The sequence below is a fragment of the Xanthobacter aminoxidans genome (assembly GCF_023571765.1).
Classification (GTDB): domain Bacteria; phylum Pseudomonadota; class Alphaproteobacteria; order Rhizobiales; family Xanthobacteraceae; genus Xanthobacter; species Xanthobacter aminoxidans.
Genome location: NZ_JAMJXC010000011.1, coordinates 123,070 through 147,293 on the forward strand (window position 1 = coordinate 123,070; position 24,224 = coordinate 147,293).

Consider the following 24,224-nt stretch of genomic DNA (forward strand, 5'->3'; position numbering starts at 1 on the left):
GCCTCAAGCGCCGCGCGGGGCGGCCGGCAGCAGCAGCGTGACGCGGGTGCCCGCCCCCGGCTCGCTCTCGATGACGAGGTTGCCGCCAGACTGCCGCGCGAAGCCGTAGACCGTCGCGAGGCCGAGGCCGCTGCCGCTCTCCGCCGGCTTGGTGGAGAAGAAGGGATGGAACGCCCGCTCCACCACGTCCGGCGCCATGCCGCAGCCGGCATCCTCCACCACCAGCGCCACGTAGGTGCCGGGCGGCATGTCATCCAGAAGCACGGGCGCGCCGGGGGCAAGGTCACGCAGTTCGGCGCCGAGGCGGATGGTGCCGCGCCCGTCGAGGGCATCGCGCGCGTTGAGCATGAGGTTGAGCAGGCTCGCCTCCAGCTGGCGCGCATCGACAATGGCGGCACACGGCTCACGCGCGACCAGCCGATCCAGTGCAATGCCGGCGCCCAGCGCGGCGTTCGCCTGGTGGATCACCTGGTCGAGCACATGGTCGAGGTCCACGAGGCGCGGCAGCAGCGGCTGCGCCCGGCCCACGGCGAGCAACTGGCGGCTGGCGGCGATGCCTTCCTCCACCGCGCTGAGCGCATCCGCCACCAGCTCGCGCATCACCGCGCGATCCCCCGGCGGATCGCGCAGCACCTCCTCCTGAAGCAGCTTGAGATTACCGCCGACCACCGCGAGGAGGTTATTGAAATCGTGGGCGATGCCCGCCGAGAGCCGGCCGATGGCCTCCAGCCGCCGGCTGCGGCGCAACAGTTCCTCCGCCTGCGCCCGCTCGTGGGCCAGCGCGTGGCGATCGAAGCAGCGGCCGAGGGTGGCGAGAAGATCATCGGGATCAAACGGCTTGCAGACATAGTCATAGGCGCCGGCCTGCAAGGCCCGGATCGCGGTGGGCACGGAGGCATAGGCCGTCACCATCACCACCAGCAGGTCCGGCCGGATGCGACCGAGTTCCGTGGCGAGGGCCACGCCGTCCTCCCGTCCGAGGCGGATGTCCACCAGAGCGACGCCCGGCGCCTCAGGCGCCATGGCTTCCACCCGCGCTCTGGCACCGGCGCCGTCATGGGCGACGGCGATCACATAGCCTTCCATCTCCAGCAGCGCGGCGAGGCTGCCGGCGAAGTCCTGGTCGTCGTCCACGATCAGGACGCGTCGTTCCGCCCTACGCGGCATCGGCATGCTCCCCGGCAGCCGGCAGCGTGATGTCGACGCGCGTGCCCCGGCCCGGCTCGGAGCTGATGGAGACGCTGCCGCCGTGGCGCTCGGTGATGCGCTTGACCAGCGCGAGCCCGAGGCCAAGCCCGAACGGCTTGGTGCTGAACAGCGGCTCGAACAGGCGCCGGCGCACCTCATCATCCATGCCCACGCCATTGTCGGTGACGGTGATGCGCACCCGCTCGCCCTCCGCCGCGGTGGCGATGGCGACCCGTCCCGGCAGCGCCCCGGCGGGTCGCTCCAGCACCGCCTGCATGGCGTTCTGCACCAGATTGACGAGCACCTGCCGCAGCCGCTCGCCGTCCGCCTCGATGATCCGGTCGCAGTCGAGGTCCAGGGCCAGCTCGACACCGGACAGGGCACGCAGGTCCGAAGCCTGCTCGGTGATCCAGGCATCAAGCGCCAGCGGCACCATGCTGACGTCTGGCCGGCGGGAAAACTCCAGCAGATCCTCGATGATGCGCACGCAGCGCCGCACGTTGCGCTGGATGCGGTCCAGTTCCCCCCGTTCACGCTCGCCGGCGAGGGTGCCCGCCCGCTGCAGCACCGCCACCGAGGTCGTGAGCGTTCCCAGCGGGTTGCGCAGCTCGTGGCTCACCGTCGCGGTCAACTGGCCGATGGCGGCGAGGCGCTCGCTGCGTGTCAGCTCCTCCCGCGTCTCGTTCAGCTTCTCCAGCGAGCCGACGAGGTTGCGCTCGGCGAGTTCCCGGCTCTCGTTGGCGAGCACGATCCACCACGCGCTGATGGCGAGCAGCGGCAGCATGGCGAGGAACACGCGCAGCAGCAGCCCGCCATTGTCCAGATGGGGCGTCTCCGCCCCCGGATCGATCAGCCGGTAGGTGAGCAGGAACAGCGCCGCGGTGACCACCGTGAGGGCGACGAGCACGCCGCCGACCTTGAGGAGGCGCTGCGGCATGTGCGGCGCGATGCGCCGCCGGAACCCCTCGCCGAAATAGCGCGAGCGCGAGCTTTCGAGATCCTGATGCGACTTCTTGCAGGCATCGTGGCAGTGCGCGTCGAGGCTGCAGCAGAGCGAGCAGATGGGCCGCTCGTAGAAGCTGCAATAGGCCATGTCGTCCCGCTCATAGCCGTGATCGCAGATCTCGCAGCGCAGGACGGGCCCGCTGCCCTGCGCCAGCGAGGCGTCGACGGGTGGCCGGGCCAGATAGTAGCGCCCGCGCGTGGCGAAGCCGATCGCGATGGCGGTGAGGAAGGCGACGAGGAAGGAGAGCGGCGCCGCATAGGCCTCGACGGCCGGACCGAAGACCCCGGTGAAGGCGAGGAGGGAGACGAGCGAGCCCGCCGCCATGCCGCCGCAGCCCACCGGGTTGAAATCGTGCAGGTGGGCGCGCTTGAACTCGATGAAGCCGGGGCTGACCTTCAGCGGCTTCAGCACCAGCAGGTCGGCGATGATGGCGCCGACCCACGCCATGGCGATGTTGGAATAGACCGCCAGCACCACATCCAGCGTCTCGAAGATGCCGAGCAGCATCAGCAGCAGCGAGATGAGGATGTTGAACACCAGCCACACCACCCGGCCGGGATGGTAGTGGGTGACGCGGGAGAAGAAGTTCGACCATGCCAGCGAGCCGGCATAGGCGTTGGTCACGTTGATCTTCACCTGCGACACCAGCACGAACAGCGTGGCGCAGAACAGGGCCAGCGCCGGGTTATCGAATACGTGCTGGTAGGCGACGAGGTACATGTAGATGGGCTCGAGCGCCGTCTGGTGCGGCAGGCCGGCGCCGAGGACGAGCACCGCGAGCAGGCCGCCGGCGAGGATCTTCAGCCCGCCAATGACGATCCAGCCCGGCCCCGCCATCACCACCGCGCCCCACCAGGCGAGCCGGTTCGACGCCTTCTTCTCGGGCAGGAAACGCAGATAGTCCGCCTGCTCGCCGATCTGCACCACCAGCGAGCACATGACGCTCACCGCCGCGCCGAAGGCCAGCGCATCGAACCCGGATGATCCGGTGTCGCGGCCGACGAAGCGGGTCCACGCCGCGACTTCTTCCGGCGCCTTCAGCCAGATCATCACGAAGGGCAGCACCATCATCGCGAGCCAGAGCGGCTGCGTCACCATCTGCAGCCGCGAGATCATGGTGATGCCCATGAGCGTGACGGGGATGATGACGACGGACGACAGGATATAGCCGAGCACCAGCGGCAGGTCGAAGTAGAGCTTCAAGGCCTGCGCCATGATGGCGCCTTCCAGGGCGAAGAAGATGAAGGTGAAGCTCGCATAGATCAGCGACGTGACCGTCGAGCCGATATAGCCGAACCCCGCCCCGCGAGTGAGCAGATCGAGGTCGATGCCGCATTTGCTGGAGTAATAGGCGATGGGCAGGCTGGTGACGAAGATGAACACGGACACCGCGAGGATGGCGAGGCTCGCATTGGTGAAACCGTAGTTCAGCGTGATCGAGCCGCCGATCGTCTCCAGCGCCAGGAAGGAGATGCCGCCGAGCGCGGTGTTGGCGATGACGAAGGGCGACCAGCGACGGAAGGACCGCGCCGTGTAGCGCAGCGAATAGTCCTCCAGCGTCTCGTTGGCGATCCAGGAGTGATAGGACCGCAAAGCGGGCAGTTCGGGCGTTTCCAACGCGTTCTCACCTTGTTATTGCCTCCAAGGCTAGAGGTTCGCGCACGCAGAGGCCAGCCCCGCCGTCCGTGTGTGGCGCCGGTGCCCTCAGCCGCCGCCGGCGACGGTGGTCCAGACGGCCTCGGCGCTGACGGCGGTCACGCTTCCGCGCCGCATATGACACCTGCTTTTTGCAGATCCTGATAGTCTTCGGGGCTCATCCCGATCTCATCAAGCAGCTCGCGATTGTGCTGTCCCAGCCGGGGCGCCGCCAGCCGGATCGACCCGGGCGTCTGGTCGAGCCGTGGCACCACATGGTGCATTGGCAGGAGGCCCATCTCGGCGTCGGGATAGTCGGTAAGCAGTTCGCGTTCGGCGACATGGGGATCGGCCATGATCTGCGGCGTGTCGTAGATCGGCCCGATGGTGACCTCGGCCTGCTCGAAGAAGGCGACGTTTTCCGCCTGCGTGCGGGCCCCGATGAAGGCCCCGATGATGCGGTCCAGCTCAGCGGCATGCTGCAGCCTGTCCGCATTGGTGCGAAAGCGGGGATCGCCGACGAGTTCAGGACGCCCGATGGCCCGGAACAGCCGCTCGGTCATCTTCTGGGTGGAGCCGGACAGGCTGACATAGCCCCCGTCGCTGCACCGATAGGCGTTGCGGGGCGCGGAATTCGTCGATCGGCTGCCGGTGCGCGGCTTCACCTTGCCGGTCAGGCGGTAGTTGGCCGCCTGCGGGCCGAGGATGGCGAACAATGGGTCCAACAGCGGCAGGTCGATCACCTGGCCCCGGCCTGCCTTCACCTCCACCTCACGCAGGGCGATCATCGCGGCGGAGGCGCCATAGATCCCGGCAACGCCGTCGGCGAGATACATGGGCGGCAGGACCGGCTCGCGATCGGCAAATCCGTTGATGGCGGCAAAGCCGGACAGGCCTTCGATAACGGTGCCGAAGCCCGGCCGCTGCGCGTAGGGTCCGTCCTGTCCCCATCCCGAGATGCGGATGATGACCAGCGCGGGATTGATCGCGTGCAGCTCAAGCGGCGACAGTCCCATCTGCTCCAGCACGCCGGGGCGAAAGCTCTCGATGAACATCTGCGCCGACGTCACCAGCCTGCGGATGATCTCGATGGCGCGCGGGTCGCGCAGGGAAAGCGCCAGGCTCTTCTTGTTGCGTCCGTAGATCTTCCAGTGCGTCTCGATCCCTTCCGCCTTCCATGCGCGCAACGTGTCGCCTTCGGGTGGCTCGATCTTGATCACCTCCGCGCCGAAGTCGCCGAGAATCTGCGTCAGCACGTTTCCCGCGAACAGGCGCGACATGTCGAGGACACGAATGCCGTCCAGCGTTCCGCGTGCCTCTGGCTGATAGTCGAGGGTCCGAAGCGTGCTCATAGGGTCCTTTCGAGCGGATTCCGGTCCGCCAGGCGCATGACCGCGCGGGCGCGCTCGACGAACGGCTTGTCGATCATGTGACCGTCGACCAGATAGGCGCCGATGCCGCGCGCCTCGGCATCGGAGGCGGCCGCAACCACCTTTCGCGCCCAGGCGATCTCGTCGGCGTCCGGCGCGAAGATTTCGTTGGCCGTGGCGATCTGGCTGGGATGGATGCAGCTCTTGCCGGAAAAGCCGTGGTGCCTGGCGGCGATGCATTCGGCGCGGTAGCCGTCGCGGTCGCTGACGGCGGCGAAGGCGCCATCATAGGCGGCGATCCCGGCTTCCGCCGCGGCGAGCCGGACGGTGAGCCGCACATGCGCGAGCGCGGCCCCATCACGGCGTGCGATGCCGCAGGGTTCAAGCAAGTCCGCGTAGCCGACCTGCAAGCCCATCACCCACGGATGCGCCGCGGCGAGTTCGGCCGCCTTGCGCAGCCCCCTGGGCGTCTCGATGTTGAGCAGGATCTTCGGGCTGCGGTCCGGCGCGGCGTGTGGCCGGCAACCTGCGATCCGGGCGATGGCCTCACCCACGGCGCCCGCGTCCTCCGCCATGGGCAGGTTGACCACGTCGACGTGGAGACTGCCCAGAACCGCCATGTCCGCGTCGAACGCCTCGGTGCCAAAGGCATTGACCCGCACCACGATGGTCTTGGCCGTGGCCGGCCGGCATTGAAGGAACGCGGCGAGATTGGCGCGGGCCTGCGATTTCTGGTCCTGGGCCACCGCATCCTCGAGATCGAACGCCACGGCGTCGGCCTCTGACGCGAATGCCTTCTCGAACAGTTCGGGGCGGGAGGCGGGGACGAACAGCTTGCTTCGCATCAACACGGCCCTCGTCCTCCCCGTGCCTCTGGGCGTTCCGGATGCGGCCGATCTTGCGGGTCGGTCGATCTCGCGTAAAATGCATTAATCGCAATTTTTCATGAGTATTCTGCATGAAAATCCCCATCGACGGCGTTCAGGCTTTCGTGCATGTCGCCGAGCTCGGGAGCTTCCATCGCGCCGCAGAGCATCTCTTCATCACGCAGACCGCGCTCACCCGTCGGATCCAGCGCCTCGAGGCCTTTGTCGGATTGCGGCTGCTGGACCGGACGACGCGCACGACCACCTTGAGTCCCATGGGAAAGGAGTTCCTGCCCATGGCGCGGCGCATCATCGATGATCTTGTCGATGGTCTTGACCGGCTGCGTACCTCGTCCCGGCTGGGGGTGGGGGATGTCACCGTGGCGACCCTGCAGTCCGTCGCCTTTCGACACCTGCCCTCGGCGCTGCGCACCTATGCCCGCGCGCACCCGGACAATCGTGTCCAGGTGCTGGAGCGTTCGGGGGCGCTCGTCACCGAGGCGGTGCTGCAGGGGCATGCGGACTTCGGCATTCACATTCAGCAGGATCCCCACCCGGACCTGACCGAAGACATGCTGATGCGCGACCCGTTCGTGCTCGTGTGCAGCCGGTCGCATCCCGTTGCAAAGGCAAAGGGCGTGGCCTGGTCGGATCTGAAGGGCATCGACCTCATCACGCTCGGCGGCGCGAGCGGCAATCGTCGCAGCGTCGAAACCCAGTTGGCCAAGGCCGGTCTGAACACCCGTGGCCGGTTCGTGGTGGAGAGCACGCCCAGCGCCATCGCGCTTGCCCGGGAGAATGTCGGCGCGGCGATCCTTCCGGCCGCCATGACCAAGACGCTGGCGGCCGGCCTCGTGGAGGTGCCACTGGTCGAGCCGGTCGTGTTCCGTCTGATCGCCTTGGTGAAACGGAAGAACGAGACGCTTTCCCCTGCCGCCAGCGCGCTCTACGCGGTGATCAGGAACGAACTCTCGCACGCCCGCACAAAGACGCCGGCAGGACGCGCATAGCGACCCGACGCCGCGTCACAGCGCTCGGGCGACCTCCCGCACGGCATTGAAGAACAGCTCCACCTCCGGCCCGGGTCCATGCCCGGCCCGGGTCGTGAGGCCGACCGGACCGCCGGAAATGGAGGTGGACAGAGGCAGCCGCACGAGGGTGCCGTCTTCCAGATCACTCGCCACCACGCCCTGGGAGATGACCCAGACCGCATCGCTGGCCAGAACGTGGGCGCGTGAAAAGCTCGGGTCGGTGGTCTCGATCCGTTCGGCCGGGGTCCTGATGCCTTCCAGCAGAAACAGGCGATCGATCTCCGGGCGGATGATGGAGCCCGTCCCCGGCAGGATAAGGGGATGGCGGATGATCTCGGCAAGCGCCACCGGATGGCCGGTCTGCGCCGGGTGGTGCGGCCGGGCGACGAAGACGATGGGCTCCGAGTAGAGGTGCTCGAACGCCAGCCCCATCATCACCGCCGGGCCGGCAAGGCGACCGACCACCAGGTCCAGCCGCCCCTGCTTGAGTTCCTCCAGCAGCCATCCGTTGGGACCGGCTTCGATGGCGATGGCGCCGGCAAGGCCCGCCGCCCTCGCCCGCTGCACCGCGCGGGGCATGATGCGCGCCGCCACCGTGGGCAGGGCGCCGACGCTCAGGGTGGCCACCATGCCGGACTGGGGATGACGCAGGGTGTCGATGCCGCGGTTAAGCTCCACGAAGGCTGCGCCGGCGTGGATCCGGAAGGCGCGGCCCTCGGCCGTGAGCGAGGCCCCGCTGCGGCCGCGATCGAACAGCGCCGCGCCGAGGATCTCCTCCAGCTCCGCGATCGCCCGTGAGACGGCCGGCTGCGTGAGGTTCAGCGCCTCGGCCGCACGCCCGAAGCCGGCGCGGGCCGCCACCTCAAGGAAGCAGGAGATGTGGCGAAGCTTGATTCGGCCGTCGATCATGGCGCGTTACATATCAAAAACGCATGGGATGATACGAAACTATCATTTTTCATATCGAAATGCACATGAGAGCGTGACCTAGGGTGTACCGCAGCGACCGTTGCGGCACGCCGCTCCGAAGCCATGCAGAGGCATGGCGCATCCCGCTTTCCGCCCACTCACCCGCAAGAGGCGCCATGTCATCCCCCGCCGGCCGATCGCAACGTTGGACCACAGGCATGGCGACCCGTCGCGCGGTGCTCGGGGACGCCCATGTGGAAGCGGCAACGGCCCGCGCCACCCCGCTGGACGAGGCGTTCCAGACCTTCATCACCGAAGGGGCCTGGGGGTCCGTGTGGTCGCGCCCCGGCCTGAGCCGGCGCGAGCGCTCGATCATCACCATCGCGCTGCTTGCCGCCCTCGGCCATGACGAGGAACTGGAGATGCATGTCCGGGCGACGCGCAATACCGGGGCGAGCGCCGAAGATGTGTCCGAGGCCCTGATGCATGTGGCGGTCTATGCCGGCGTGCCGGCGGCCAACCGCGCCTACAAGATCGCCAAGGGGGTCTACGCCGAAGCCAGCTCACATGGAGACCAGGGCTGAGACAGGCAGATTCGAAGGCGGGACATACGTCTCCGCCTGGTGAGAAGACCCGCGCGCTGCGTCGGTCGTGACGGGGCGCTGACCGCTCGACAGCGGCGTCGCCGACTGCGCGTGTGCCCTCCAAGAATTCGAGAAACCAGGGAAGAAACGTATGACCACCCAAGACGCCGCCGCTCCCCCGCGCCCTCGCCGAAGCTTTGTGGCCGGATCGGTCTATCTGTTCGAGCGCCTCCTCCCCGATCCCTTCGTCATCGCCATCGGCCTGACGTTCGCGGTGGCGGGCGCGGCGCTGCTGTTCGCCCCGAAAGGCGACCTCGTGACGGTGGTGACGTCCTGGTACACGGGCGTCTTCGGCATTGTCGGCTTCGCGTTCCAGATGGTCATGATCCTCGTGACGGGCCATGCCGTCGCGCACGCCCCCGTCGTCCAGCGCGGCCTCAAGACGCTGGTGGCGACGGTTTCCACGCCCAATCAGGCCGTGGTACTCACATTCCTCGTCGCGGCCGCTGCATCCTGGCTCAACTGGGGATTTGGCCTGGTCGTCGGCGCGATCCTGGCGCGGGAGGTTGCCAAGCGCATCCATCTCGATTTCGGATGGCTTGTCGCGGCCGCCTATTCGGGATGGGTCATCTGGGCCAGCGGACCGTCGAGCTCCATCGCCCTGTCCCAGGCCACGCATGGCAACGCCCTGAATATCGTCGAAAAGCTGACGGGCAAGTTGCTTCCGTTCGGTGACACCGTCTTCACGACCTTCAATCTGGTCCCGACCATTCTGGTGGTCATCCTGGTGCCCATCGCCTTCATTCTTCTCAAGCCCCGCGAGGATGAGATCGTCGCGTTCGTTCCCGGGCCCGACGAGCAGGCGGCGCCCGCTTCGGCGAAATCGGCCGGCACCTTCGCCGACAAGGCCAACCGCTCGCGGATGGTCAGCCTCTTCCTGGTTCTGCTCGGCGTGGCCTATCTCGGCGTGTCCTGGACGACGAAGGGCGTCAAGTTCGACGTCAATACCGTCATCCTCATCTTCCTGATCCTGGGTGTCGCCCTTCATGGCACCCCGGTTGCTTATTCCGACGCCATGAAGAACGCGGCGAAGCAGACCGGATCGATGATCCTGCAGTATCCCATCTATGGCGGCATCATGGGCATGATCGACGCCACCGGGCTTGCCGCGATGATCTCGAAATTCTTCGTCGTGGTGTCGACCGCCCACACCTTGCCGTTCTGGACCTACATCGCCTCGCTGTTCATCACGTTTCTCGTCCCCAGCGGTGGCGGACACTGGGCCGTACAGGGACCTTTCGCCATACCGGCGGCGGTTGAACTTCACGCCTCCATTCCGGCGGTGACCATGTCTGTCGCCATGGGTGAGCAGGTGTCCAACATGATGCAGCCGTTCTGGGCCCTGCCCGTCGTGGCGATGGCCGGCATCGGCATTCAACGGGTGCTCGGCTTCACGGTGGTGACGTTCTTCCTCGCGGGCATCATCTATGGTGCCGCGCTGCTGCTGCTCCCGTGACAGGCGTGCCGCATTCCGCCGAAACCGCGCGGCCGACCACGGCCGCCCCGGCGGGCGCCTGCGATGCCCATTGCCATATCGTCGACCCCCGCTTTTCCCCCTCCGGGACCGGCGGGCCGGCCGGCATGGCCATCGAGGATTATCAGCATCTCCAAAGGCGGATCGGCACCACACGCGCGGTGTTCGTGCAGGCGAAGTCCCACGGGACCGACCATGCCTGTCTGCTTGATGCCATCAGCCGCCTTGATGGCAACGCCCGCGGCATCGGCGTGCTCCATCCCTCTGTCACCGACAGCGAGCTGAAACGGCTCGACGCCGGCGGCATTCGCGGGCTTCGCTTCAGCCTCTGGAAGCCCGCCGATGCGGTCGTCACGATCGACATGATCGAGCCGTTGGCGAAGCGGATCGCCGACCTCGGCTGGCACGTCCAACTCCACCTGTCGGGAGATCAGATCGTCGAGGCGGCGGCGCTGCTCGCCCGGCTGCCCTGCCCGATCGTGTTCGACCATATGGGACGCCTGCCGCCGGACCGCGGTCCGGATCACCCGGCGTTTGCCGTGATCGTCGACCTCGTGCGCAAGGGGCGGGCGTGGGTGAAGCTCGCGGGCGCCTATCTCAACACCAGGCAGGGACCGCCCTATGGCGATGCCACCCGGATCGCCCGGGCCTATGTGGCGCAGGTGCCCGAGCGGCTCGTGTGGGGCAGTGACTGGCCTCATGTCACCGAGACGCACAAGCCGGACGACGCGGAGCTTTTCGATCTGCTTGCGGTCTGGGCCGGCAGCGATCGCGTGCGCGACCTCATCCTGATCGAAAACCCCGCAGAGCTTTACGGCTTCCGGTAAGAGCCGAAACCAGCAGGCCGGACGGACGCCAAAGGCGCCCGTCCCGCTCTCGCATTCGCCGCGAAACCTGCGGCGGGGGCCGTTATTTCGCGGCCGGATGGGCGATGGGATCAAGGCCCGTCTTGCTGATGACGGGAGCGGCCTGCGGGGAGCCGAGGAAGGCAATGAGATCCGCGCCGGCCTTGGGCGATCCGGCCTTCGAGGACATGCCCGCGGAGAAGATCGTGATCTTCTGCACGCTCTCGGGAATGGGGCCGACCACGTCCACCCCCGCCACCGGCAGAAGCTCGCTGATCTGCTGGAAGCCCAGCTCGGCTTCGCCGCGCGCCACCACCGCGGCCACGGGCTCAGCCGGGATCATCCGCGCCTTGCCCTTCATCTGCTCCTCGATGCCGAGGCGCTTGAACAATTCATTCTCCACATAGACGCCGCTCGCGCTGTCCGAATAGGCGACGGACTTGGCGTTGACGAGCGCCGTGCGCAGGGCATCCACGGTGGAGATGTCGGGCTTCGGCGTACCCGCGCGGACGGCGACGCCGATGGGCGAGCGGGCGAGATCGACGCGCGAGGCCTTGTCCGCTTTCCCCTGCTCGGTCAGTCCGGTGAGAGCCTCGCCCACCATGATGAGCACATCCACCGGCTCACCCCGGTTGAGGCGCACCGGAATGGCGTTCTCCGTGGTGCCCATGGACGGCCCGTAGGCGGTCGACACCTTGTGCCCGGTCGCGCGTTCGAACTGCGGCACCAGCTGCTTGTAGGCAGCCGAGAAGCCGCCCGAAATCATGACGCGCACCTCGTCGGCGCGCGCCGAGGCCGGCAGCGCCAAAGCGGCGCCGATCAGCAAGGCGGAAACCCAGCGTCGTGAGATCGTCATTGTCTTTCCTCCCGAGATCGATGTCTTGATTTTTTCGGTCCTGCCGGCCGCATGAGCGACGGCCGCGCCCACCGGCTCGCGTCGCCCCAGGTCGCGTCCTTTGGCGTCAGGCGCAGCCCGAGCGCTCCTCGACGGAGCGAACAACCATTTTTCTGGTTCAGCGGATTCAGGGACCGCCACCCGATATGCGGACGCGGCGCCCGAGGGGCGCCGCGTCCTTGCCTTCAACCTCGTGAGAGGGAGGCGTTGCGACCGCGATAGATGAGGATGGTCGCGATGAGGCCCGAGGCGGCCGCCGCCATGAGCCAGAAGCCGGGGGCCGCGCGGTTGCCCGTCATGTCGATCAGCCAGGTGGAGACCAGGGGCGTGAACGTGCCGAACAGTGCGGCGGCGAGAGCGAACGCGAGCGAGAAGCAGGTGGTCCGCACATGCGCCGGCACTTCCTCCGACAAGGCGGCCACCATGGCGCCGTTGTAGACGCCGAAGCACATGGAGAACCACAGCTCCACCATCAGCATCTTGTTGAAGGTCGGCTCCACCACCAGCCACGCAAGGGCGGGATAGGCCGTCGCCAGCGCCAGGATGGCGATGGTCAGCAGCACCGGACGGCGCCCCACGCGGTCGGAGATGGCGCCGCCGATGGGCAGCCAGATGAAGTTGGTGGTGGCCACCAGCAGTGTGACCAGCAGACTGTCGGTAATGGACAGCTTCAGCACGTTCCTGCCGAAGGTCGGCGTGTAGACGGTGATGAAATAGAAGGTCACCGTGGTCATGGCCGTCAGCATCATGCCGAGCACCACGATCCGCCAGTTCGCCAGCATCGCGGCGAAGACCTCGCTCTGGGTCGGGTGCTTCTTCTGCTTGAGGAACTCGGGGGTTTCCTCCAGCGTACGGCGGATGAAGAAGATGAAGGGGATGATCGCGCAGCCGATGAAGAAGGGAATGCGCCAGCCCCAGGCGGTGATGGTCTCGGCCGGCATCAGCTGGCTCAGCGAGAAGCCGATGATCGCCGCGAAGAAGATGGCGACCTGCTGGCTGGCCGACTGGAACGAGGTGTAGAAGCCCTTGTTGCCGGGCGTCGCGATCTCGAACAGGTAGATCGAGACGCCGCCCAGCTCCACGCCCGCCGAGAAGCCCTGCAACAGGCGTCCGAACAGCACGATGAGCGGCGCGGCGATGCCGATCTGCGCATAGGTCGGGCACACGGCGATCAGCACGGTGCCGGCGGCCATGATGCCCAGCGTCACGATCAGGCCCTTGCGGCGGCCGATGCGGTCGAGATAGGAGCCGAGCACGATGGCGCCGACCGGCCGCATCAAGGCGCCGAGCCAGAAGGTGGTGAAGGTGAGGAGCAGTTCCGTGACTTCATTTCCGGTGGGGAAGAACGCCTTGGAAATGGACGTCGCGTAGAAGCCGAACAGGAAGAAATCGAACTGCTCGAGGAAATTGCCGCTGGTCGAGCGCAGGATCGCTGCGGTTCTCGATTTGATGGCAGGCACCTGTGTGCCCGCAGCGGATGGAACGGCGGCTGCCGAAGGCCCGACCATGCGTTGTCTCCCATGCCGGCGCAGCCGCTCGCGGCGTCTCTGCGCTGCTTCTTGTTGCTTCGTCCGGCCGTCTGCAGCCGGCCAGTCCCTTGGCGGGAATCTGGCGCAGCCCATCGCATGACGGCATCGGCGGGAGCCTAGGGGGGAGAACCTGTCAAGAACCTGTCACGTCTTCCGCGACGTTGGTCTGATGCGCTCAGGCGATCATTCGCCTTCCAGCGCCTTCCGCCATGCGCGGAAGAAGATGCGGCGCCGGGACTGGTCCTGATAGGCCAGAAGCTCGGGGCCCACATGGATCGGGCGCAACCTGGCGGGATCGGCTCCGGCCTCCGCCGGCGGCGGCATGTCGAGCCGGACGGTACCGAAGGCCCGGCGTGCGAGGTCCTCCTGGCCTTCGCGGGACAGGAGGAAATCCAGGAAAAGATGGGCCTGCTCGGGATGCGGCGCCTGTTTGGGAATGAGGGCGATGCGCGTCATCACCAGCGTGTAGTCCTCAAAGGCCACGACGCCGATGGCCGGCTCCTCCCGCGCCCGCGCCCGGGCATAGGACGAGATGGTGTTGTAGGCGAACAGCTGGTCGCCATCCGACACGCGGTCGAGCATGGTGTGGGCGAAGGAATAGAGCTTCGGTCCCGTCCGCCCCATGGCCCGGACCAGTTGCCAGGTGTCCGCGGTGATACGCACATCGCTGTTCCAGAATAGAAAGCCGGTCCCGCTGCGCTCCGGGTCGTAGGCCGCGACCTTGCCCCGGTAGGCTGCGCCCTTCTCGCGCAGGAGGCGGATGAAATCGGCATGGGTGCGCGGCACGTCTTCCGGCGGCACCCGCATCTTGTTGTAGACGAGGACGATGGGTTCCGCCGTGACCCCGAAGGCCTCGTTGCGCCACACCGCCCAAGGCGGCAGCATCGCCGTGGCAGGGGATTCGTGGCGCGCGGCATAGCCGTCGTTCACCAGCTTGATCTGGAGATCCATGGCGGAACTCCAGGCGATATCGGGACACGGGCGGGTGTCGTTGCACTCCACCACGTCGGAATAGACGTACAGCGAATTCTTGTGCCGGTAGGTCAGCTTGATGTCGGGATAGCGCGCCCGCCAGTGCTCCAGCAGCTCGCCCATCTCCACGAGATCGATGGAAGACACGACGGTGAGTGAGCCGGCGGCGCCGGTGCCGACCGAGATCTCGTCCGAGCGGGACTGCGCTCCAGCCGGGCGGCCCGCATCCGCGAGGGCCCCTGCGATGACGAGCGCCACAGCCAAGGCGATCCCGCTCATACGCCCTGCAACCGCCCGAAAGCGCCGCCCCGCGGACGGCACGGCGATCCGCCCCCAGTCGCTGCCCGTCGGGGCCATCCACCCGCCTCCCGCACGCACGTCCGCACCGTCTCTTGCACTTGCTTCCGTTAGCCGGTCTACATTATGCGATGCGACGGGTGTGGTCACGTATGGGGCATCCTTCCAGCTCCGAACCCGGGGCTTTCATGCCTTGCGGCCGGTTGCAGCCCGGCCGGGAGCCGGCTTGATGCGTATCCTCATCGTGGAAGACGACCGGGCGCTTGCGAGCGGACTGAAGCGTTCGCTCGCCTCGCTTGGCTACGCGGTCGATCACGAGGCCGATGCGGCGGATGCGGTCGGGCTGGCAACCCGCGAGGCGTACAATCTGGTCGTGCTCGATCTCGGCCTGCCCAACGGCAGCGGATATGACGTGCTCAGGGCGATCCGCCGCGCGGGCCTCAAGACGCCCGTCATGATCCTCACCGCGCGCGACCATGTGAGCGAGAAGGTGAAGGCGCTGGACCTCGGCGCCGATGATTATGTGAACAAGCCGTTTGCCCTCGCCGAGTTCGAGGCGCGGGTGCGGGCGCTGGTGCGCCGGGGCTTCGGCGTCAGCGACGCCCTGATCGAGTTCGGGCCGCTGCAGTTCGATACCGTACAGCACGTGGCGCGCCTGGAGGGCACGCCTCTCGATCTTAGGCGGCGGGAGCTTGCGGTTCTGCACCTCCTTCTGGTCCAGGCGGGCAAGCTCGTGCCCAAGGCCCGCCTCATCTCGGAAGTGTTCGGGCTAGACGATGCAGTCGGCCCCAACGCCCTGGAACTGTACATCGCCCGCCTGCGCAAGAAGCTCGGGGCCGGCGGGTTGCGCATCCGCACCGTCCGCGGGCTCGGCTACATGCTGGAGAAGGACTGATGCGCCCCGCCCGCCGCTCGCTGAAGCGCGCGGTTCTCCTCAATCTGCTCGCGCCGGTGCTGCTGCTGGCCGTGGCCATCGGTGCCGGTGGCTATCTCACCATCACTTCGGTGGTAGAGAGTTCCCACGACCGCCTCCTCGACGGCTCCCTGATGGCCATCGCCGAGCGCCTCGCGGTGGAGAGCGGCGAGGTGGTGGTGGACATGCCGCAGGTTGCCCTCGGCATGCTCGAAACCAAGACGCAGGACAATGTCTATTATCTCGTCACCTCGGACGCCGGGCCGGTGACGGGCTATCCCGACCTGCCGCTCGGCCGGATGGCGGCGGCCTTGCCGGGCCAGCCGACCCACTGGAACGACACGTACCGCGGCAATGCCGTGCGCCTCGCCGCGGTGGCGCGCCGCGTCTATGGCGTCGAGCGTCCGGTGATCGTCGCCGTCGCCGAGACCCGGCTCGCCCGCAACCAGCTGCGCAACGAGATGCTGCGCAACCTGGGTCTGGCGGAGGCCGCCCTGATACTGGCCATCGGGGTTCTGGCGTGGGTTTCCGTCGAGCGCGGGTTGATGCCGCTCGCCGACCTCAGCCGGCAGATCGACACCCGCGCCGTCAGCGACTGGCGCGATCTGCGGCCGCTCGATCTGTCCGAGGTGCCGCAGGAGGCGATGGCTCCCGCCACCGCCATCAACGCCATGTTCGAGCGCCTGCGCTCGGCCACCGAGCTGCTGCGGCGCTTCACCGCCGACGCCTCCCACCAGATGCGCACGCCGCTGGCCATCGTCAGGATGCATGTAGACCTGCTGCGGCGGGAAAGTGCGGATCCCGAGCTGAGGGGCAGCGCGCTGGCCGAGCTGGATCAGGGCGCCGAGCGGCTGGAGCGGCTCATCACCCAGCTTCTCACCCTGGCCCGCGCCGACGAAAGCGCGGTTTCAGCCGCAGGCGGCACGCCCTGCGATCTGGGCGACGTGATCGAGCACGTCATCGCCGAGCGCATCGCCGGCATCCCGCCCGACACCCAGGTCTCCTGCCTCATCCGGCAGCGCCCGTTGCCGCTCGTGTCCGATACCGTGCTGCTGTCCGAACTGCTGGGCAATCTTCTCGACAATGCGGTGAAATATTCCGGCGCCGGTGGCCAGGTGGTGCTGTGCGCCGACCGCAGCGGCGATGCAGCCGTCGTGACCGTTGAGGACAGCGGCCCCGGCATTCCCGAGGCCGAGCGCGAGCGCGTGTTCCAGCGCTTCTACCGTGCGCCCAACCGGGCAGACGTCCCGGGCAGCGGCCTCGGCCTGTCGATCGTGAAGGTGATCGCGGACCTGCTGCACATCACGATCACCCTCGACAGCAGCCCCGATCTGGGCGGCCTGCGGGCCACGCTCCGCATGCCGCTATCGACCCGGACAACGCCTGGCGCCTGAGTCCTTCAGATGGGCGGGATGGCCTGAAAGGAGATGATCGAGGCGCGGCACGAACATGGAACGTCAGCACCAAACCATGCCGCCCTACGACCCCACCCGAGCGATTTCGGCCCGGTCGATCTCACGCACGGCGTGCTCCGGCCCTCATGTGGCGCGCCAGCCTAACCGGCGAAATGGTGCAGGAGCCGGAGCAGGACCGAAATCGCGTGGAGCAGCGCCACTGCGAAAACGACCATGCCCGTGACGGCGGCAAGCCGGCGGCTTGGCTCGGCGACGACCTCGTCCGTGCCGTCTTCGTAGCGGGATCGCTGGTGGCCGCGATACAGCAACAGGCCGGACGTCCCGCTCAGCAAGAGCGCCGCCAAGAGCTGGCTGAAGGAGAAATGGGAGAGGCCGCCGCGCACGGACAGCAGGGCGACGAGCATCATCAGGAAGCCCGTCCGCGACCAGGCCAGCCCCGTCCGCTCGCGCTGGAGGCCTGGGTCTTTCATGCCGCGGGTCCGGTCAGATCAAGACCATGAGGCAGGCGAGCCCCACGGCAAGGGTGGCAGTGAAGGCCGCCAGAAGGGGAAGCAGGGCGCTGACGGGCAGATCGGCGTTGTGACGCATGGCTTGCTCGGCCCGCACCCAGCGGGGATAGGCCATTCCACCGAGCACGCCTCCCGCCACGAACAGGATCAGTGCAAGACCAAGCCGCAGGGGCAGCGGCCCGAGATGTGAGGCGAACTGGTCGATGCCGACCGCACCGGCAATCAGCGCCAGAGCCGTCCGGATCCAGGCGAGAAACGTTCTCTCGTTGGCGAGCGAGAAGCGATAATCCGGCCGCGCCCCGCGCTGCCACCATTTCAGAGACGGTCCATGCTCTGACCGGTCAGCGGATGTGTCGAGAGACAGATTGGACATTGTTGCACGCTGTGCTGTGTATCAGGTCGCCATGAAGGTCAGATCGACACGTGACGAACTCATCGTCCGGGCGGTCTACGCGAATTGGGCCGCGCCTGCATCCAGCGCGGCGACGCGAAAGCCGATATTTCCGCTGCTGCTGTTCGGCGTATTGGAGTTCCGGGCCGCGACCCGATAGCGGTTGCAGTAGGAGCTATGGCACAGATACGAGCCGCCACGCATCGAGCGGCTCGCGCCCGGCCCGTCATGGACGGGGTCGCGATCGCCTGTGACCCGGTGATATTCGGGGCTGAAGACATCCCGAACCCATTCCCAGACATTGCCCGCCACGTTGAACAGGCCGTAGCCGTTCGGCTCGAAGGCATGGACGGGGGCGGTGCCGACATAGCCGTCCTCCGCCGTGTTCAGATCCGGGAAGGCGCCCTGCCAGATGTTGCAGCGATGCCGGCCGCCAGGGGTCAGCTCATCTCCCCAGGGATAGAGCTTGCCGTCCAGTCCGCCGCGCGCGGCATATTCCCATTCCGCTTCGGTCAGGAGGCGCGTGCCCGACCACGCGCAGAAGGCCACCGCGTCGTTCCAGGACACATGCACCACCGGGTGATCCAGGCGGTCGAGAACGGTGGTGCCGGGGCCTTCCGGCTGGGCCCAGTAGGCGAACGGCACGGGCAGCCACCAGGGCGCCTCCACCGGCACCCGCTCGATCCGGGCCGCGGTCTCCGGCGGCACCAGCGCGTGGAAGACGTAGGACCAGTTGAAGCGTTCGGCCTCCGTGACATGGCCTGTCGCCCGGACAAAATCGGCGAACTGCGCGTTCGTCACCGCATAGGCCGACACCCGGAACGGACTCAGCGTGACGAGCCGCGCCGGCCCCTCGCCATCGCCCGCGAAGCCTTCGGCGCCGGACGTGCCCATCAGGAAGCGTCCACCCGGAAGCGCAATCCAGCGAAAGGCCGTGCCCTTCCCCCCGGCAGAGGCCGGCGGAGGTGGCGGCGGCGCTTCGCCTGCCGTCTCGGGGCGGCGCGCGCAGCAGCAGGTCGGCGACTTGCCGGCCTCATCCGCCCCGCCGCTCTCCCGCCCCTGTGTCACTCCTCTTCCTCCCAGAAGGCGGCGGCGCCCTGCGCCTTCATCAGCTCGAGGATCTTCTCGCGCGGGATCACGCCGCAGCGTTCGGCCCACGCCTGATAGAGGCCGATCATCTCCTGGACGCGCTCGGGGTGGCCCGCCGAGAGATCGTGCAGCTCGGTGCGGTCGGCCTCCATGTCGTAGAGCTCCCAGGGGCCGGGGTATTTGCGGACCAGCTTCCACTGGCCGACACGCACCGCGGCATTGCCCTCATGCTCCCAGAACATCGGCTCCGTGCGTTCGCCGTCCTCCGGGAAGGAGGGCGCAAGGCTGACGCCTTCGCAGGGCAGGATGGCATTGCCGTCATGGGTCTGGGGATAGGCGGCGCCGGTCACGTCGAGAATGGTCGCCATGATGTCCGGCAACTGGCCCGGCACATGGCGCAGTTCGCCGCCTGCCGTGATCTGGGCCGGCCAGTGGAGAATGAGGGGCGTAGCGATGCCGCCTTCGTGGACCCAGTGCTTGTAGAGCCGGAATGGCGTGTTGGAGAGGTTGGCCCAGGCGACGCCGTAGCTCTGATAAGTGTCCTCCGCGCCGGGCATGATCTCGGGAATGTTGCCGAAGCGCACGGGGCGGCCGTCGCGGGTCTGCGCCCGGGCGATCATCAGGTCCTCGACGAGGGCCTGGGGCGAGACATCCTCGGGAATGTCCTCGGCGCAGGCGCCGTTGTCGGAGAGGAAGATGACCAGCGTGTCGTCCATCTGCCCGGTGTCCTCGAGCGCCTTCAGCACGCGGCCGATGCCCTGGTCCATCCGGTCGATCTGGGCGGCATAGACCTCCATGCAACGGGCCAGCCACGCGCGCTCCTCCGCCTCCGTCCACGGCGGCTGGGTGGGATCGCGGTCGGTCAGCTTCCAGTCCGGATGGATCAGCCCCGACTTAATCATGCGGGACAGGCGCTCCTCGCGCAGTTCGTCCCAGCCGGCGTCGAAGCGGCCCTTGTACTTGGCGATGTCCTCGGGGTGGGCATGGAGCGGCCAGTGCGGGGCCGTATAGGCCACGTACTGGAAGAAGGGCTCGCCGGCATGCTCCTTCGCGTGACGATGGATGAAGTCGGAGGCTTCGGTGCTGATGGCGTCCGTATAGAAGAAGTTGGGATCTTCCTTGGCCTCATGCTCGGCATTCTCATTGCCGCGCGTCAGCGTATTAGGCCAGTAGAAGCTGCCGGCGCCGATGATGGTGCCGTAGAATTCATCGAAGCCGCGCTGCAGCGGCCAGGTATCGGTGGGCTCGGTGAGGTTCGCCGCCACATGCCACTTGCCGGTGAGGCGGGTCCGGTACCCGGCCTTGCGCAGCACCTCGGCGATGGTCACGCAATTCTTGTTCAGATTGCCCACATAGCCTTCCGGCCCGGTGCTGTAGGTGAGGATGCCGATGCCGGTCTGGTGCGGATGAAGGCCGGTGAGCAGCGACGCGCGGGACGGGCTGCAGCGTGCGGTGTTGTAGAACTGCGAATAGCGCAGGCCGTTCGCCGCCAGCCGGTCGAGATTGGGCGTCTCGATCTCGCCGCCGTAGCAGCCGATATCGGAAAAGCCCATGTCGTCATTCAGGATGAGGACGATATTCGGGCGCTTGGTCGCGGGCGTATCGGACATGGATGGCTCCAGGGGCGCGGCGTGACCTCGTCACGCCCGTCGCGTCAGATTGATGGTGAAGCGGAAATAGTCGGGCAGGTAGACCGAGCGCAGCAGCTCCAGCGGCCGGCCGTCCGTGGAGATGGTCAGGCGCTCCATGGCCAAAAGCGGGTCGCCGGGGGCGATCCCGAGCAGCCCGGCCGTCGCCTCGTCGGCGAGCGTGGCGGAGATGCTCTGGCTCGCCTCCTTGATGTTGAGCCCGAGCTCCTCCTCGAACACCCGGTACATCAGGATGGAGACGAGGTCCCGCTTCTCCAGCTCAAGGCCGATATCGGGCGGGTAGAAGGCATGCTCGATGGCGATGGGGATCGCATCCGCGAGCCGTACGCGCTTCAGCTCCCAGACAGCGCGCTCGCGCAGGGTCTCGCGTGCGGCGGTGTCGTGGGCGTTGGTCATTCCCTGGTGGAGAATGCGCGCGCCGGGTTCGAAGCCGGCGTCGCGGATGGTCTCGGAAAAGCCCATCAGCCGTCCGAGCCAGTTCTCCGGCTCGTTCGACTTGAGGAACGTGCCGCGACCGCGCTCGCGGGCGAACATGCCCTCTTCCACCAAGGGCTGGATGGCGTGGCGGATGGTGATGCGGCTCACGCCGAAATGCTTGACCAGCTCGGCCTCGGGCATCAGGCGGCCGTCCGCGTCGATCAGCTTGCCCTCGCGCACCTGGCTGCGGATGGCTTCGCGCACCTGGATGTGAAGCGGCGGCGCTCCGGCCCCGCCGGATTTGGTCCCGTTCGCTTCACGCGCGGACTTGCCTTTCATGGGCGCGAGTTTGATGGGCGCGAGCATGTCAGATCCGCCGGCCGGTGGTTGGGTCGAACAGATGGATGTCTTCGGGAGCGAACGAAACGGCCATCGTCTCCCCTTCGCGCGGCAGCGGGAAGCGGTCGTATCGAGCCCTGAGCGGGGTGCCATCGAGGGTGAGGTCGAGGATGGCGGCGTCGCCGAGGTTCTCCACGACCTCCACCGTCACGGGAATGCCGGCCGGATCGAACCGGACGGCGCTGGGCCGCACGCCCACCACCACCGCGCGCCCTGCCTCGAGAGAGGCGGCCACCGGAACATGACGGCCGCCGATCAGGACGCCTCCGGCCGTGCTCCGGGTGGTGAGGAGGTTCATGGGCGGACTGCCGATGAAGGCGGCAACCTCGATGCAGTTCGGCGCGGCGAACACGTCCGCCGGCCGGCCGATCTGGCAGATCTCGCCTTCCCGGAACACCGCCATGCGATCGGCGAGGGTCATCGCCTCTTCCTGGTCGTGGGTGACATACACCGCCGTCACGCCGAGCGACCTCTGCAGCTTCTTCAGCTCCACGCGGGTGGCGAGGCGCAGCATGGCATCGAGATTGGAGAGCGGCTCATCCAGCAGGAACAGCCGCGCCTTGCGCACGATCGCCCGGGCGAGCGCGCAGCGCTGCTGCTGGCCGCCTGAAAGCTGCCCCGGCTTGCGGTCCAGAAGATGATCGATCTTCACCTTGGCGGCCGCCTCCCGAACCGCGGGCGCGATCTCCGCCTTCGGTGTCTTCGCCATCTCCAGGGGAAACGCGATGTTCTCGGCCACCGTCATGTGCGGGTAGAGCGCATAGCTCTGGAACACCATGGCGATGTCGCGGGCGCGCGCATCGGCGCCGGTCACGTCCTTCCCATCCAGCAGGATGCGGCCGGAGGTGGGGGCATCGAGGCCGGCGAGAATGCGCAGCGTCGTGCTCTTGCCGGAGCCCGACGGCCCGAGCAGGGCGAAGAATTCGCCCGGGCGGATCTCGATGTCGATGCCCTTCAGGGCTTCGAACGACCCATGCTTCTTGACGATCTTTTCGAGCTGAACCAGTCCGCGCGCGGTCATCGGCGTCCCCCTCCCTTGACGGCGCCGACCGTCAGGCCTTTCACGATGTGTTTCTGGGCGATGATGCCGAGGATGATGACAGGCAGCATCGCGAGCGCGGACACCGCCGCCAGCTTCGACCAGAGCGTCTGTTCCACCGACACGAAGTTGAACATGGAGATGGTGACCGGCCTCACCACGTTTCCGGACAGCACCACGGCGAACAGGAACTCGTTCCAGGCATTGAGGAAGACGAAGACCACGGTCACCGCCACGCCGCCGCGCACCTGGGGCAGGATGATGCGCCACAGGGTCATCAGCCGGCTCGCGCCGTCGATGAAGGCCGCCTCTTCCATCTCGAACGGCAGGTCCTCGAAATAGGACACCAGCAGCCAGATCGCGAACGGCAGCGAGAAGGAGAGATAGATCAGGATGATGCCCTGATAGGTATCGATCCAGCCGATATCCCGCAGGATCAGGAAGTAGGGAATGATGATGCCCACCGGGGGCAGCATCTGGGTGGCGAGCACGTAGAAGCCCGACCACTTCTTGCCCGGCACCCGCAGGCGGGCGAGCGCGTAGGCGGCGGGGATCGCGAGCACCATGGTCACGATGGTCGTGCCGATGGAGATGATGAAGCTGCTGACGAGGTTCGGCACGATGGACGTGGGGCCGAACAGCACGTCCCTGAACGCCGCGAGCGTCGGCGAGAAAATCAGCTTCGGGGGATAGGCGAGCACATCCTGCTCGCTCTTGAAGGCGTTGAGGAGGCTCCAGAAGATCGGGAAAATCCAGGCGAGCAGAAACAGGCCGGATACGCTCAGGAGCAAGGCAAGGCGCAGCTTGTGACCCTTCATTTCGCCCTCCGGAGTGCGAACAGGACGCCGGTGATGACGAGCGTGAAGATCAACAGAGCCACCGCCAGCGCCGAGCCGTAGCCGATGGACAGCTCGGTGAAGGACTTGCGGTAGGCGTAGAGATTGAGGATCTCGGTGGCCGTTCCCGGACCGCCGCCGGTGACGGTGAAGATGGCCGCGAACGCCGTGAGCGCCACCATTGTGCGCATGATGATCACCATCACGATGGCCGGGCGCAGCAACGGCAGGGTGATGCGTACGAAGCAGAGCCACGGGCTCGCCCGGTCGATGCGCGCGGCCTCGTAGATGTCCTCGGGCAGGGCCGCGAGACTGGCCAGCAGCACCATGAAAGCGAAGGGCGTCCACTGCCAGGTGTGGATCACCACGACGGAAAACAGGGCGAGGGAGGGATCGCCGAGCCAGTTGTGGCTGCCGAGGCCGGCCGTCATGCTCAGATAGTCCACCACGCCGAATTCGGGGGTGAGCATGAAGGTGCGCCATACCATGCCGACAACGGCGGGCGAGAGCACCACGGGCAGGATCGCCACGATGCGGAACAGCGCCTGTCCGCGCTTCATGCCGTTGACGAGCAGCGCAAGTGCGAGGCCCAGGACGACCTGCAGGATCACCGTGGAAAACGTATAGACGAGGCTGACCCCGAGCGCGGACCAGAAACGCGGATCGCCGAGCAGTTCCCGGTAGTTGTCGAGCCCGACGAAGCCGTCCATGAACGGCATCGCGAGGTCCATCCGGTGCAGGCTGGTCCATCCCAGATGCAGCAGCGGAAACGTGGTGGTCGCCATCAGGGCGATGAAGGCGGGGGCGAGCAGCGCCGCCGCGAAGCGGCGCTCCCGTCCCTCCATCATCCGCGCGGGATCTGCGCGACCGCCGACAGGAACGTCGAGGGTAGTGGCTTTCGTCACG

The 24,224-nt window shown here is 67.2% G+C and carries 22 protein-coding genes; 6 read left to right on the plus strand and 16 right to left on the minus strand.

The annotated features are described in order from the left end of the window. Positions 1-3: 3 nt before the first annotated feature. The 4 genes from EJ105_RS17200 to EJ105_RS17215 form a co-directional block, all read right to left on the minus strand. Positions 4-1,167, minus strand: coding sequence for a response regulator (locus tag EJ105_RS17200; protein WP_250167293.1), 1,164 nt, complete (start codon positions 1,165-1,167; stop codon positions 4-6). Beyond that, positions 1,157-3,811 (minus strand): ATP-binding protein, encoded by a 2,655-nt coding sequence (locus EJ105_RS17205; protein WP_250167294.1) that lies wholly within the window; start codon positions 3,809-3,811, stop codon positions 1,157-1,159. Before EJ105_RS17205 ends, EJ105_RS17200 begins: the two co-directional genes overlap by 11 nt. 137 nt (positions 3,812-3,948) lie before the next feature. Continuing rightward, a complete protein-coding gene (locus EJ105_RS17210; protein WP_250167295.1) occupies positions 3,949-5,181 on the minus strand; it encodes a CaiB/BaiF CoA transferase family protein in 1,233 nt (410 codons plus the stop codon). Beyond that, complete coding sequence (locus EJ105_RS17215; RefSeq protein ID WP_250167349.1) at positions 5,178-6,044, minus strand: HpcH/HpaI aldolase/citrate lyase family protein; 867 nt, start codon at positions 6,042-6,044, stop codon at positions 5,178-5,180. The genes EJ105_RS17210 and EJ105_RS17215 overlap by 4 nt, the downstream gene beginning before the upstream one ends. 113 nt (positions 6,045-6,157) lie before the next feature. Here EJ105_RS17215 and EJ105_RS17220 point away from each other — a divergent pair, with 113 nt between their 5' ends. Beyond that, positions 6,158-7,075: a LysR family transcriptional regulator gene (locus EJ105_RS17220; protein ID WP_250167296.1), complete on the plus strand. Its 918-nt coding sequence runs from the start codon at positions 6,158-6,160 to the stop codon at positions 7,073-7,075. Between the two features lie 15 nt (positions 7,076-7,090). Here the strand turns inward: EJ105_RS17220 and pcaQ are convergent, their stop codons facing one another. Next, positions 7,091-8,005, minus strand: coding sequence for a pca operon transcription factor PcaQ (gene pcaQ / locus EJ105_RS17225; RefSeq protein ID WP_250167297.1), 915 nt, complete (start codon positions 8,003-8,005; stop codon positions 7,091-7,093). Between the two features lie 176 nt (positions 8,006-8,181). Here pcaQ and pcaC point away from each other — a divergent pair, with 176 nt between their 5' ends. The 3 genes from pcaC (at position 8,182) to EJ105_RS17240 (ending at position 10,950) form a co-directional block, all read left to right on the plus strand. Next, positions 8,182-8,589, plus strand: coding sequence for a 4-carboxymuconolactone decarboxylase (gene pcaC / locus EJ105_RS17230; RefSeq protein WP_029555679.1), 408 nt, complete (start codon positions 8,182-8,184; stop codon positions 8,587-8,589). A 151-nt stretch (positions 8,590-8,740) separates the two neighbouring features. Continuing rightward, the gene (locus tag EJ105_RS17235) at positions 8,741-10,105 is read left to right on the plus strand and encodes a short-chain fatty acid transporter (RefSeq protein ID WP_250167298.1); all 1,365 of its coding nucleotides are present in this window, start codon (positions 8,741-8,743) and stop codon (positions 10,103-10,105) included. Positions 10,106-10,110: 5 nt separating this feature from the next. After that, positions 10,111-10,950 carry an amidohydrolase family protein gene (locus tag EJ105_RS17240; protein WP_250167299.1) on the plus strand — a complete coding sequence of 280 codons (840 nt, stop codon included), beginning with the start codon at positions 10,111-10,113 and terminating at the stop codon, positions 10,948-10,950. 82 nt (positions 10,951-11,032) lie between these two features. Here EJ105_RS17240 and EJ105_RS17245 read toward each other — a convergent pair whose 3' ends face one another. The 3 genes from EJ105_RS17245 to EJ105_RS17255 all read right to left on the minus strand — a co-directional run bounded on the left by EJ105_RS17245 (position 11,033) and on the right by EJ105_RS17255 (position 14,721). Beyond that, positions 11,033-11,824: a substrate-binding domain-containing protein gene (locus tag EJ105_RS17245; protein ID WP_250167300.1), complete on the minus strand. Its 792-nt coding sequence runs from the start codon at positions 11,822-11,824 to the stop codon at positions 11,033-11,035. Between the two features lie 224 nt (positions 11,825-12,048). After that, positions 12,049-13,371 carry an MFS transporter gene (tcuC, locus tag EJ105_RS17250; protein WP_029555683.1) on the minus strand — a complete coding sequence of 441 codons (1,323 nt, stop codon included), beginning with the start codon at positions 13,369-13,371 and terminating at the stop codon, positions 12,049-12,051. A 204-nt stretch (positions 13,372-13,575) separates the two neighbouring features. Beyond that, positions 13,576-14,721 carry an ABC transporter substrate-binding protein gene (locus tag EJ105_RS17255; protein WP_250167301.1) on the minus strand — a complete coding sequence of 382 codons (1,146 nt, stop codon included), beginning with the start codon at positions 14,719-14,721 and terminating at the stop codon, positions 13,576-13,578. A 169-nt stretch (positions 14,722-14,890) separates the two neighbouring features. On the opposite strand from EJ105_RS17255, the gene EJ105_RS17260 reads away from it, so the two are divergent. Beyond that, the gene (locus EJ105_RS17260) at positions 14,891-15,556 is read left to right on the plus strand and encodes a response regulator (protein ID WP_024280779.1); all 666 of its coding nucleotides are present in this window, start codon (positions 14,891-14,893) and stop codon (positions 15,554-15,556) included. Then, positions 15,556-16,968: a sensor histidine kinase gene (locus tag EJ105_RS17265; protein WP_250167302.1), complete on the plus strand. Its 1,413-nt coding sequence runs from the start codon at positions 15,556-15,558 to the stop codon at positions 16,966-16,968. Before EJ105_RS17260 ends, EJ105_RS17265 begins: the two co-directional genes overlap by 1 nt. Positions 16,969-17,129: 161 nt before the next feature. Here EJ105_RS17265 and EJ105_RS17270 read toward each other — a convergent pair whose 3' ends face one another. The 8 genes from EJ105_RS17270 to EJ105_RS17305 form a co-directional block, all read right to left on the minus strand. Further along, positions 17,130-17,459: a DUF202 domain-containing protein gene (locus EJ105_RS17270; RefSeq protein WP_250167303.1), complete on the minus strand. Its 330-nt coding sequence runs from the start codon at positions 17,457-17,459 to the stop codon at positions 17,130-17,132. Between the two features lie 13 nt (positions 17,460-17,472). Further along, complete coding sequence (locus EJ105_RS17275; RefSeq protein ID WP_024280782.1) at positions 17,473-17,871, minus strand: YidH family protein; 399 nt, start codon at positions 17,869-17,871, stop codon at positions 17,473-17,475. 75 nt (positions 17,872-17,946) lie between these two features. Next, positions 17,947-18,957: a formylglycine-generating enzyme family protein gene (locus tag EJ105_RS17280; RefSeq protein WP_394042411.1), complete on the minus strand. Its 1,011-nt coding sequence runs from the start codon at positions 18,955-18,957 to the stop codon at positions 17,947-17,949. Continuing rightward, entirely contained in the window at positions 18,954-20,588 is a 1,635-nt protein-coding gene (locus tag EJ105_RS17285) for an arylsulfatase (protein ID WP_250167305.1), read from the minus strand. Before EJ105_RS17285 ends, EJ105_RS17280 begins: the two co-directional genes overlap by 4 nt. Positions 20,589-20,618: 30 nt before the next feature. Continuing rightward, positions 20,619-21,410: a GntR family transcriptional regulator gene (locus EJ105_RS17290; RefSeq protein WP_024280785.1), complete on the minus strand. Its 792-nt coding sequence runs from the start codon at positions 21,408-21,410 to the stop codon at positions 20,619-20,621. A gap of 1 nt (position 21,411) precedes the next feature. Then, positions 21,412-22,464, minus strand: coding sequence for an ABC transporter ATP-binding protein (locus tag EJ105_RS17295; RefSeq protein WP_250167306.1), 1,053 nt, complete (start codon positions 22,462-22,464; stop codon positions 21,412-21,414). Then, a complete protein-coding gene (locus EJ105_RS17300; protein WP_029555691.1) occupies positions 22,461-23,300 on the minus strand; it encodes a carbohydrate ABC transporter permease in 840 nt (279 codons plus the stop codon). Before EJ105_RS17300 ends, EJ105_RS17295 begins: the two co-directional genes overlap by 4 nt. Then, positions 23,297-24,223, minus strand: a complete 927-nt coding sequence (locus EJ105_RS17305; RefSeq protein ID WP_250167307.1) for a carbohydrate ABC transporter permease — start codon at positions 24,221-24,223, stop codon at positions 23,297-23,299. The genes EJ105_RS17300 and EJ105_RS17305 overlap by 4 nt, the downstream gene beginning before the upstream one ends. Between the last annotated feature and the right edge of the window lies 1 nt (position 24,224).